At 66.6% G+C, this 10,263-nt stretch carries 9 protein-coding genes and 1 pseudogene; 4 read left to right on the forward strand and 6 right to left on the reverse strand.

The genetic code is table 11. The annotated features are described in order from the left end of the window. Positions 1–156 precede the first annotated feature (156 nt). The gene (gene dctP / locus FE811_RS23615) at positions 157–1,167 is read left to right on the forward strand and encodes a TRAP transporter substrate-binding protein DctP (RefSeq protein WP_116220631.1); all 1,011 of its coding nucleotides are present in this window, start codon (positions 157–159) and stop codon (positions 1,165–1,167) included. Positions 1,168–1,209: 42 nt separating this feature from the next. On the opposite strand, the gene dctP (FE811_RS23620) is transcribed toward dctP (FE811_RS23615), so the two are convergent. The 6 genes from dctP (FE811_RS23620) to FE811_RS23645 form a co-directional block, all read right to left on the reverse strand. Further along, positions 1,210–2,229, reverse strand: a complete 1,020-nt coding sequence (gene dctP / locus FE811_RS23620; RefSeq protein ID WP_116220630.1) for a TRAP transporter substrate-binding protein DctP — start codon at positions 2,227–2,229, stop codon at positions 1,210–1,212. Between the two features lie 121 nt (positions 2,230–2,350). Next, a complete protein-coding gene (locus tag FE811_RS23625) occupies positions 2,351–3,460 on the reverse strand; it encodes a CaiB/BaiF CoA-transferase family protein (RefSeq protein ID WP_116220629.1) in 1,110 nt (369 codons plus the stop codon). 9 nt (positions 3,461–3,469) lie between these two features. Then, positions 3,470–3,949: a MaoC family dehydratase gene (locus tag FE811_RS23630; protein WP_036760877.1), complete on the reverse strand. Its 480-nt coding sequence runs from the start codon at positions 3,947–3,949 to the stop codon at positions 3,470–3,472. A gap of 24 nt (positions 3,950–3,973) precedes the next feature. Next, positions 3,974–5,206 carry a CaiB/BaiF CoA-transferase family protein gene (locus tag FE811_RS23635; RefSeq protein ID WP_036760879.1) on the reverse strand — a complete coding sequence of 411 codons (1,233 nt, stop codon included), beginning with the start codon at positions 5,204–5,206 and terminating at the stop codon, positions 3,974–3,976. A 25-nt stretch (positions 5,207–5,231) separates the two neighbouring features. Next, the gene (locus FE811_RS23640; RefSeq protein ID WP_116220628.1) at positions 5,232–6,107 is read right to left on the reverse strand and encodes a CoA ester lyase; all 876 of its coding nucleotides are present in this window, start codon (positions 6,105–6,107) and stop codon (positions 5,232–5,234) included. A 9-nt stretch (positions 6,108–6,116) separates the two neighbouring features. Further along, positions 6,117–7,283: an acyl-CoA dehydrogenase family protein gene (locus FE811_RS23645; RefSeq protein ID WP_036760885.1), complete on the reverse strand. Its 1,167-nt coding sequence runs from the start codon at positions 7,281–7,283 to the stop codon at positions 6,117–6,119. A 343-nt stretch (positions 7,284–7,626) separates the two neighbouring features. Between FE811_RS23645 and FE811_RS23650 the strand changes: the two genes are divergently transcribed. The 3 genes and pseudogenes from FE811_RS23650 to FE811_RS23660 all read left to right on the forward strand — a co-directional run. Beyond that, positions 7,627–8,793 carry an acyl-CoA dehydrogenase family protein gene (locus FE811_RS23650; protein WP_036760892.1) on the forward strand — a complete coding sequence of 389 codons (1,167 nt, stop codon included), beginning with the start codon at positions 7,627–7,629 and terminating at the stop codon, positions 8,791–8,793. Then, the gene (locus FE811_RS23655) at positions 8,793–9,935 is read left to right on the forward strand and encodes a CaiB/BaiF CoA-transferase family protein (RefSeq protein WP_072464361.1); all 1,143 of its coding nucleotides are present in this window, start codon (positions 8,793–8,795) and stop codon (positions 9,933–9,935) included. Before FE811_RS23650 ends, FE811_RS23655 begins: the two co-directional genes overlap by 1 nt. Next, positions 9,932–10,263: pseudogene (locus FE811_RS23660) on the forward strand (electron transfer flavoprotein subunit beta/FixA family protein); the annotation flags it as partial. The gene FE811_RS23655 and the pseudogene FE811_RS23660, both read left to right, overlap by 4 nt.

The raw sequence follows: 10,263 nt of genomic DNA on the forward strand, positions 1-10,263 counted from the left end.
AAGCCGGGGATCGCGGCTTGCGACCGGAAAAGAAAAAGGCCCCGGCGCATAGGTTCATGCGCCGGGGCCATCGTTTTCCCCTATGGACGGAAGCATGAAATCGAACGGTGGTTTGGTATATTCTGCGCCTATCCGAATTGGAGGAGAACCACGGAAATGTTCGACAAGCTGGCAACCACCGCCCTGGCGCTGATATTGGCCGCGGGCGGCGCAACCGCCCAAGAGCAGATCACATTGCGCTTTGCCCATCTTTTCCCGCAATCCCATTATTTCTGGGAACATGGCGGCAAGGTCTTCGTCGAAGCCCTGGAGGCCAAGACCGACGGCAAGGTCGAGACCAGCGTCTTCCCGGCGGCGCAGCTCGGCAAGGACTCGCTGGCGGTGCTGCAATCGGGCCTGGCCGACATCGTGACGCTGGTGCCGTCCTACAGCCCCGACAAGCTGCCGCTGACCTCGGTTTCCGAATTGCCCGGCTTTCACGACACCACCTGCGAGGGGGTGGCGAAGCTGTGGCACATCATCCAGGACGGCGCGCCGCTGGACCAGGCGGAATATGCGCCGCAGGGCCTGCATCCGCTGTTCGTCGCGCATCAGCCGACCTACAAGGTGCTGACCTCGAAAAAGCAGGTCCGCGCGATCGGCGACCTTGCCGGGCTGAAGCTGCGCGCCAACGGCGCGGCGATCGGCAGCCTGGTGCGCGGCGCCGGCGCCGTGCCGGTCAGCATGAGTTCGGGCGAGGTCTTCGACGCCATGATGCGCGGCACCGTCGACGGCACGCTCCTGCCCTATTACACCCTGCCGATCTATGGGCTCGAGGACGTGGTGGACTATGCCTATGAAGGCGCGGAGCTGGGCGGCGGCTCGGTCGTCTTCGCCATGAGCGACAAGGCCTGGCAGGCGCTGCCCGACGACATGAAGACCCACTTCACCGAGGCCGCGGCCGAGGCGCAGGACAAGCTTTGCTCCTACCAGGACGAGCTGGAAAAATCCGTCCGCGACGAATTCGCCGCCGGGGACAAGGTGACGATCTCGTCCGCGTCCGAGGCGGACCTGGCCGAGTGGCAGCAGCATTTCGACAAGAACGCGGCCGATTGGGCGCAGGGGATGGAAAAGCAGGGCCGGCCCGGCCAGGCGATCCTGGATGCCTTCAAGTCCGGGGCGCAATGAAAAATGGCCCCGGAAGGGGCCATTTCCTCATGCGATCCGCGGTCAGTTGCCGGCGCCCGCGGCCTCGAACGCCTTCAGCACCTCGGTGCCGGGGCGGCCGCTCTGGTCCAGCCGCGCCGCCCAATCCGCCGCCACGCCCGCGGTCAGCGCGTTCCAGCGCGCCGCCTCCTCGGGGGTCAGCGCATTGACCGCAAGCGTGCCCGCCTGGACATAGCCGTCGCGGATCTTGTCCTCCTCGCGGTCCTGATAGGCGCAAAGGTTCTGCTGCGCCTTCTGGCCGGCCTCGGTCATTGCCGCCTTCACCTCGTCGGGCAACCCGTCCCAGGTCTGCTGCCGGATCGCGTAAAGCACCGCGGCCGAGCCGGCATGGAAGCCCTCGGTGGTCTGGTGCAGCACCTCTTGCAGGCTGAAGGGCGGCACGCCGACCCAGATATAGATCGCGCCGTCCACCGTGCCGCGCGACACGGAATCGTAGAACTCGCCCGCCTGCACCTGCACCGGCGCGGCCCCCAGCGCCCGCACCGAATCCGCCTGCGCGCCGCCGACCGAGCGGATCTTGAGTCCGCGCAGATCCTCGAGGCTGCGCACCGGCTTCCTGGCGGTCATCAGCTTGTAGGGCGGCGGCACCGCCACGAAAAGCACATGCAGGCCAAGCGCCTCGTATTCCTTCTGGTCCAGCAGGCCACCCTCTTGCGCCAGGGGCCAGAGCTTGCCGACCGCCTCGCAGGAGCTGCCGAAATAGCCCGGCAGTTCGGTGACGCCGGTCAGACCCAGCTTGTCGGGCGCATAGGGCGCGGCCACCGTCGCCATCTGCGCAAGGTTGCTGTTCAGCAGGCTGAGCTGGTCCTTGCCCAGCTGGCTGGCGTGGAAATCGGCGAAGGCGACCTTGCCGCCGGTCGCCTCGTTCACCGCATCGGCAAAGACCTTGCCGCCTTCCTGCCAAAGGTAATGGTTCTCGGGCCAGAGGTTCGAGAACTTGATGGTGGTGTCCTGCGCGGCCGCCCCTCCGGCCAGCGCCAGCGCGAAAAGCCCGGCCCAGGCCGGGCCGCGATAATTCGGCATGTCTTACCTCCCGTTGTCTTGTGCTTGATGGCGCCAGATTAGCAAGCAGGGAGCAGAAAAACGGTTTTATTTCCGTGCTATAGCAGGAAGCTATGGCACGGAAAGGCAGGCCCTGCGGGCCTCAGCCCCCCTGCGCCACGCCCCAGTCGCGCAGCACTTCGGCGGTATGGGCGCCGCGCGCGGGGGCCAGGCGCGCGATCCCGCCCGGCGTGCGCGAAAAGCGCGGGGCGGGCTGCGGCTGCTCGACGCCCTCGACCTCGACCAGCAGGGACCGGGCGCGGTTCTGCGGATGGCCCCCCGCCTCGTCCAGCGTCAGCACCGGCGAGAAGCAGGCGTCCGTGCCCCCGAACGCCGCCGCCCATTCGTCGCGGGTCCGGGTGGCGAAGATCGCCTCGAAGCGCGCGCGCAGGCCGGGCCAATGGGCGCGGTCGTTGCGATCGGGCAGCGTGGCGGGGTCGAGGTCAAGCACCGACAGCATCTGGTCGTAGAACCGCGCCTCGATGGCGCCCACGGCGACATATTTGCCGTCGCGGGTGGCGTAGCAGCCATAATAGGGCGCACCGCCGTCCAGCACGTTCGCGCCGCGCCGCGGGTCGAGCTGGCCCAGCTGGCGGAAGGCGTGGAACACGGTCAGCAGGCTGGAGACCCCGTCGACCATGGCGCAATCGACCACCTGCCCCTGGCCCGAGCCTCTGGCTTCATGCACCGCCGCCAGCAGGCCGAAGGCCAGGTAGACCCCGCCGCCGCCGTAATCGCCCAGCAGGTTCAGCGGCGGCACCGGCGGCCCGCCCGCCGGGCCGATGCGGTCCAGCGCCCCGGTCAGTGCGATATAGTTGATGTCATGGCCCGCCATCTGCGCCATCGGGCCTTCCTGACCCCAGCCGGTGGCGCGGCCATAGACCAGCCTGGGATTGACCTTCCGGCAATCCTCGGGACCGATGCCCAGCCGCTCGGCCACGCCGGGGCGATAGCCCTCGATCAGGATGTCGGCCTTGCCGACAAGTTCCATCAGCGTGGCGTGGCCCTCGGGGCTTTTCAGGTCCAGCGCGACCGAGCGCTTGTTGCGGTTGCGCAGGTCGTATTTGTCGGGCAGGTCCAGCCCCAGGTCGACCTCGGCCAGCCGGTCGATGCGCAGCACGTCGGCGCCCAGATCGCCCAGCAGCATGCCGCAGAACGGCGTCGGGCCCAGCCCGGCCAGTTCGATGACCTTCAGTCCGGCAAGCGGTCCCATGGCGCGTCCTCAGCCCGGATTTTTCTTCAGCATCATGCCGGTGCGGCGGAAGGTCAGCACCATCTTGTCGTCCTGGTTGAAGCTGCGGGTCTCGAACTCGACGATGCCGGCATGGGGGCGCGACTTCGACTCGCGCTTGGAGACGATCTCGGTCTCGCTGCGCAGCGTGTCGCCGATATAGACCGGGTTGGTGAACTTGACGTCATAGAAGCCCAGGTTGCCCTGGGTGGTGCCCAGCGTGGTGTCGGCCACGGTGACGCCGCAGGCCAGCGACAGGGTGAACAGGCTGTTCACCAGCCGGCCGGGATGGCCCTGTTCCTTGGAATAGACCTCGTCCATGTGCAGCCAGGCCGAGTTGTAGGTCAGTGCCGAGAACAGCAGGTTGTCCGCCTCGCAGACGGTGCGGGTGATGGCGTGGCGATAGATGTTGCCCACCTCAAGCTCTTCGTAATACTTGCCGGTCGCCAGTTCGGTATAGTTCACGCTCATGGGTTTTCTCCGCTTGGCCGGGGGTCAGATAACGCCCTGGGATTTCAGGTTTTCGATCTCGTCGGCGCCCAGGCCCAAAAGGCCCAGCACCTCGGCATTGTTCGCGCCCAGCGTCGGCGCAGGCCTGTCCAGCCCCACCGTCGAGCCGGACATGCGGATCGGGATGCCGCTGCCCACCGCGTCGATCTCGCCCGCTTCCGGGTGGACCAGCGGCACGATGGCGCCGCTTTCGCGCAAGGCGGGGTCGGCCATCGCCTCGCGCGCGGTGCGGACCTTGACGCAGGGCACGCCGCGGCTGGTGGCCAGGGCATGGATCACCTGTTCGGTGGTCAGGTTGCGGGTCCAGGCCTCGATCATCCCGTTCAGCGCATCGGCATTCACCGCCCGCGGCCCACGCGTGGCATAGCGCGGATCCTCGATCAGCTGCGGCTGGCCCATGGCCTCAAAGATCAGCCCGGCCCATTTGTCGTTCGCCGCCGCGATCGAGACATGGCCGTCGCTGGTCCTGAAGATGCCAAAGGGCGCCAACCGGGTCTGGTGGTTGCCGCTGCGCGCCGGAAAGCCCATGCGCTGGAACACGTCGAAATGCTCGAACGGCAAGAGCGAGGACAGGCAGTCCAGCATCGAGGTCATGACATGCTGGCCCTGGCCCGTGGCCTCGCGCTGGCGCAGCGCCGCCTGGATGCCGATCACCCCGTAAAGCGGCGCCAGCAGGTCGGCGATGGGTAGGCCGAAGCGGGTCGGCGGGCCGTCCTTGTCGCCGGTGGTGTCCATCACCCCCGACAGCGCCTGCACCACGATGTCCATGACCTTCAGCCCCGGATAGGGGCTGGGCCGCCCCATGCCGGTGATCGAGCAATAGATCAGCCGCGGATTGACCCCCTTGAGGCTGTCGTAATCCACGCCCAGCCGCTCGACCGTGCCGTCGCTGAGGTTCTCGACCACGATGTCGGACTGCTTGGCCAGTTCCTTGAAGAGCCGCAAGCCTTCGGCGGATTTCAGGTCCAGCGACAGGCTTTTCTTGGCCCGCGCCCGCGCCAGGATCGACAGCGACACGTCGCCTTCCTCCAGCGCGCCCAGGTGGATGCCGTCCTTGCCATAGAAGGGCGGGTTGAAGCGGGCGATGTCGCCGCCCTGAGGCGCCTCGATCTTGATGACCTCGGCCCCCAGCCCGGCCAGAAGCAAGGTGCAATAGGGCCCGGCCAGCGCCACGGTCAGGTCGAGGACGCGGATGCCCTCCAGCGGTCGGTTCGTCATCTTCTCCCCCTCCCCTTCCTGGCGTTCAGGCCGCGTATTCGCGGGCCAGCGCGATGATGTCGCGCGCGGTCTTCGCATGGGCGATGTCGATATGCTCGCCATCATACATGACCGAGGCCCGGCCTTGCGCCTGCGCCGCCTCCAGCGCGTCGATCATGCCCTGGTAGAAAGCCACCTCATCGGCCGTCGGCGTATAGGTGCGGTTGATGGTCTCGACCTGCATCGGGTGCAGCGCCAGCTCGCCCGACATGCCCAGCTGCCGGTCGAAGGCCGAGGCCTTGGCCAGCCCCTCCAGATCCTTGATCTGCTGCCAGATGCCGCCGATGGGCATTTTGCCGGCGGCGCGGGCGGCCATGACGACGCGGGACTTCATGTATTCCGACTCGCGCCCCTCGGGCGTCCAGACATATTTCAGCGCCCGGCCGACATCGGCGTTCTTGGCCGTCGCGCCGACGATCCCGGTCACGCGCGGGATCTGCGCGATCTCGTAGCAGAGCTGCATCGAGCGCGCCGTCTCCAACAGCGGGATCAGCCCGACCGAGCCGATGGGCAGGTTCGCCCGCGCCTCGGCTTCGGCGATCATGCAGGACGCCATATGCACGTCCTCGGGACCCCAGGGCTTCGAGATATAGATGCCCTCGACGCCCGGCTGCACCACGGCAAGGATGTCGTCCAGATCATAGATATGCGCGGTCCGGTTCACCCGCACCCAGATGCGCTGGCCTGCGGCGATCAGCGCGGGGATCTTGCGGGCGACCAGCTCGCGCGCGGCCAGCTTTTCGGCCGGGGGCACGCTGTCCTCCAGGTCCAGGATCAGCGCATCGGCGCCGGCATTGGCGCCCTTGTCCAGCATGGATTCCTTGTTGCCGGGCACGAACAGGAAGGAACGGATCGGTTTCATCGCGGCACCTCAATAGGATTTCGGCAGGCCCAGCTTGCGCTCGGCGATATTGGACAGGATCAGCTGCGGCGTGACCGGGGCGATATAGCCGATCCAGGCCTCGCGCATGAACCGCTCGACATGGTATTCCTTGGCATAGCCGAAGCCGCCATGGGTCAGGATCGCGGTGTTGCAGGCCTTCATGCAGGCCTCGGAGGCCACCAGCTTGGCCGCGTTCGCTTCCGAGCCGCAGGACAGGCCCTTGTCGTAAAGCTCGGCCGCGGCCAGCAGCATCAGGTTCGCCGCCTCGAGTTCCGCCCAGTTGCGGGCCAGCGGATGCTGCACGCCCTGATTCTGGCCGATGGGGCGGCCGAAGACCACGCGGTCCTTGGCATATTGCGTCGCCAGCTTCAGCACCGCCCGGCCGATGCCGACCTGCTCGGCGGCGACGAAGACGCGCTCGGCGTTCATGCCGTGGAAGATGTATTTCAGCCCCTTGCCTTCCTCGCCGATCAGGCTGTCCCTGGACACCGGCAGGTTGTCGATGAACAGTTCGTTCGTATCGACGGCGGCGCGGCCCAGCTTGTCGATCTCGCGGATGTCGACATAGTCGCGATCGAGCTTGGTATAGAACAGGCTCAACCCCTCGGAATGCTTCCTGACCTCCTCGATCGGCGTGGTGCGGGCCAGGATCAGCATGTGATCGGCCTGCTGCGCGGTCGAGATGAAGACCTTCTTGCCCGAGATCAGGTAATCGCCATTCGCCTGCTTCCGGGCCGCCACCTTCAGCTTGGTGGTGTCGAGGCCGGTGTCGGGTTCCGTCACAGCGAAACAGGCCTTGACCTCGCCCCGTGCAAAGGGCGGCAGCCAGCGCTGCTTCTGCTCCTCGGTGCCGAAATGCACCACCGGCTGCAGGCCGAAGATGTTCATGTGGATGGTCGAGGCCGCCGCCTGCCCGCCGCATTCCGCGACGGTGCGCAGGAACAGCGCCGCCTCGGTCACGCCCAGGTTGGCGCCGCCGAATTCCTCGGGCATGCAGATGCCCAGCCAGCCGCCATCGGCCACCGCCTGGAAGAACTCGTGCGGGAAGGCGTGGTCGCGTTCCTTCTTCAGCCAGTATTCCAGCGGGAAGTTCTCGCAGATCTTCTCTGCGGCATCGACGATCGCCTGCTGGTCGTCGGTCAGTAGATAGCCCATTGCCCTCTCTCCTCGGCGTGGCTCGATCAGGGTCCGATCAATTTTCTAACACTCATTAGGCACCTTGCCGTCCATGGGTCAACGAATCTCGGCGCCCTCGCCCGGCGCGAAAGGCTGCCCCGAGCCGTTCCATAGGTTCATGCTATGGCCAGACCCGCACCGATGCGGCGCAGCGGGATGATATTGCCTTGTAATTGCCTCCACCCCGGCACATCGGGCGCTTGCCATATGGAAATGTTATATCAGCAATCCACAACATATATTTGCATTATGCGGCGCCGCGATGCCATGACTGCTGGCGACAGTTCGCCCGATGCGGACACAGCTGGCACGGATCATCACCATGTTTGACCAACGCACCGACGAATATCAGGACATCCGCGATGCGGTCCGCGCGCTTTGCGCCGAGTTTCCCGACGAATACCACCGCAAGATCGACGAGGCCCGCGCCTATCCTGCGGAATTCGTCGATGCGCTGACCCGCGCCGGCTGGATGGCCGCGCTGATCCCCGAAGCCTATGGCGGCTCGGGCCTGGGCCTGACCGAAGCCTCGGTGATCATGGAGGAAATCAACCGCTCGGGCGGCAATTCCGGCGCCTGTCACGGCCAGATGTATGTCATCAACACGCTGATCAAGCACGGCTCCGAGGCGCAGAAGCAGCATTACCTGCCCCGCATCGCCACCGGCGAATGGCGGCTGCAATCCATGGCCGTGACCGAGCCGACCACCGGCTCGGACACCACCAAGATCAAGACAGTCGCGGTGAAGAAGGGCGACCGCTGGGTCATCAACGGCCAGAAGGTCTGGATCAGCCGGGTGCTGCATTCCGACCTGATCATCGTGCTGGCCCGCACCACGCCGGTCGAGCAATGCAGGAAGCCCTCGGAAGGCATGTCGATCTTCATCGTCGATGCGAAAGCGGCACAGGCGAACGGCCAGTTGGTCGTCAAGCCGATCCCGAACATGGTCAACCACGAAACCAACGAGCTGTTCTTCGACAACCTGGAAGTGCCCGAGGAAAACCTGATCGGCACCGAAGGCCAGGGCTTCAAGCACCTGCTCTCGGGCCTGAATGCCGAGCGGGTGCTGATCGCCGCCGAATGCATCGGCGACGGCTACTGGTTCACCGACCGGGTGGTGAAATACGTCAACGAGCGCGTGGTCTTCGGCCGCCCCATCGGCCAGAACCAGGGCGTGCAATTCCCCATCGCCGAGGCCTTCATCGAGGTCGAGGCGGCGAACCTGATGCGCTTCAAGGCCGCCGCGCTCTACGACGCCGACCAGCCCTGCGGCGCCGAGGCGAACATGGCGAAATACCTGGCCGCGAAATCCAGCTGGGAGGCGGCGAACGCCTGCATCCAGTTCCACGGCGGCTTCGGCTTCGCCAACGAATACGACGTGGAACGCAAGTTCCGCGAGACCCGGCTCTACCAGGTGGCGCCGATCTCGACCAACATGATCCTGGGCTATGTCGGCCAGCATGTCCTCGGCATGCCCAAGAGCTACTGATGGGCGCGCTTCCCCTTTCGGGGCTCACGGTCGTCGCCATCGAGCAGGCCGTCGCCGCCCCCTTCACCAGCTCGCGCCTGGCCGATGCGGGCGCGCGGGTGATCAAGATCGAACGGCCCGAGGGCGATTTCGCCCGCGGCTATGACGACGTGGCGCAGGGCCAGTCCAGCTATTTCGTCTGGCTGAACCGCGGCAAGGAATCGGTCACGCTGGACCTTGGCTCGGACGCCGGCAAGGCGGAACTGGCGCGGCTGCTGGAGGGCGCCGACGTGCTGGTCCAGAACCTCAAGCGCGGCGCGCTGGCCAAGCTGGGCTTTTCCTTCGAGCGGCTGGCGCGCGACTGGCCCCGCCTGATCACCTGCTCGATCACCGGCTATGGCGAGGACGGCCCGATGGCCGACCGCAAGGCCTACGACCTGCTGATCCAGGCGGAATCGGGCCTCTGCTCGATCACCGGCGGTCCCGACGAGCCGGCCCGCGTCGGCATCTCCATCGTCGACATCGCCACCGGCGCCACCGCCCATGCCGCCATCCTCGAGGCGCTGATCGCCCGCGGCGTGACCGGCAAGGGGGCGAATATCTCGGTCTCGATGTTCGACGTGATGGCCGACTGGCTGACCGTGCCGCTTCTGAACCACGAGGGCGGCAAGTCGCCGAAGCGGCTCGGCATGGCGCATCCTTCGATCGCGCCCTACGGCGTCTTCACGGCGCGGGACGGCGGGCAGGTGCTGATCTCGGTGCAAAGCGACCGGGAATGGCGCAAGCTGGCCGAGCTGTTCCTGGGCCGGCCGGAACTGGCGGGCGACCCGCGCTTTGCCACCAATGTCGCCCGCGTGGCGAACCGCGCCCAGACCGATGCCGTGGTGGCCGAGGGCTTTGCCCGCATGACGGCCGAGGGTGCCATCGCGGCGCTGCTTCAGGCCGAGGTGGCGCTGGCCTCGGTCAGCGACATGGAAAGGCTGTCGAACCACCCGCATCTGCGCCGCATTACCGTGGACACGCCGAACGGCCCGGTCCGCTATCCCGCCCCGGCCGCGATCTTCGCGGGCGAGGCCCGCCCCTACGGCGCGGTGCCGGCGCTGAACCCCCTCGATGCGGCCGCCCCGCGGCTGGCCGAAGAAGCAACAGGAGCAATTGCATGAGAATCCTCGTCCCCGTGAAGCGGGTGATCGACTACAACGTGAAGGCCCGTGTGAAGGCTGACGGGTCTGGCGTCGATCTTGCGAATGTGAAGATGTCGATGAACCCGTTCGACGAGATCGCGGTCGAGGAGGCGATCCGGCTGAAGGAAAAGGGCGTGGCCTCCGAGGTCATCGCCGTCTCGATCGGCGTCAAGCAGGCGGCCGAGACGCTGCGCACGGCCTTGGCGATGGGCGCCGACCGGGCCATTCTCGTCACCGCTACGGACGACGTGCAGCAGGACATCGAGCCCTTGGCGGTGGCGAAGATCCTCGCCGCGGTGGCCAAGGC

Origin of the sequence: Paracoccus sp. FO-3 (assembly GCF_006386455.1) — a bacterium.
Lineage (GTDB): Bacteria > Pseudomonadota > Alphaproteobacteria > Rhodobacterales > Rhodobacteraceae > Paracoccus > Paracoccus versutus.

What these genes read in the sequence shown, in the direction of transcription:
- dctP (WP_116220631.1), top strand. Translation starts at nt 157, where the DNA reads ATGTTCGACAAGCTGGCAACCACCGCCCTGGCGCTGATATTGGCCGCG.
- dctP (WP_116220630.1), bottom strand. Translation starts at nt 2,229, where the DNA reads ATGCCGAATTATCGCGGCCCGGCCTGGGCCGGGCTTTTCGCGCTGGCG.
- FE811_RS23625 (WP_116220629.1), bottom strand. Translation starts at nt 3,460, where the DNA reads ATGGGACCGCTTGCCGGACTGAAGGTCATCGAACTGGCCGGGCTGGGC.
- FE811_RS23630 (WP_036760877.1), bottom strand. Translation starts at nt 3,949, where the DNA reads ATGAGCGTGAACTATACCGAACTGGCGACCGGCAAGTATTACGAAGAG.
- FE811_RS23635 (WP_036760879.1), bottom strand. Translation starts at nt 5,206, where the DNA reads ATGACGAACCGACCGCTGGAGGGCATCCGCGTCCTCGACCTGACCGTG.
- FE811_RS23640 (WP_116220628.1), bottom strand. Translation starts at nt 6,107, where the DNA reads ATGAAACCGATCCGTTCCTTCCTGTTCGTGCCCGGCAACAAGGAATCC.
- FE811_RS23645 (WP_036760885.1), bottom strand. Translation starts at nt 7,283, where the DNA reads ATGGGCTATCTACTGACCGACGACCAGCAGGCGATCGTCGATGCCGCA.
- FE811_RS23650 (WP_036760892.1), top strand. Translation starts at nt 7,627, where the DNA reads ATGTTTGACCAACGCACCGACGAATATCAGGACATCCGCGATGCGGTC.
- FE811_RS23655 (WP_072464361.1), top strand. Translation starts at nt 8,793, where the DNA reads ATGGGCGCGCTTCCCCTTTCGGGGCTCACGGTCGTCGCCATCGAGCAG.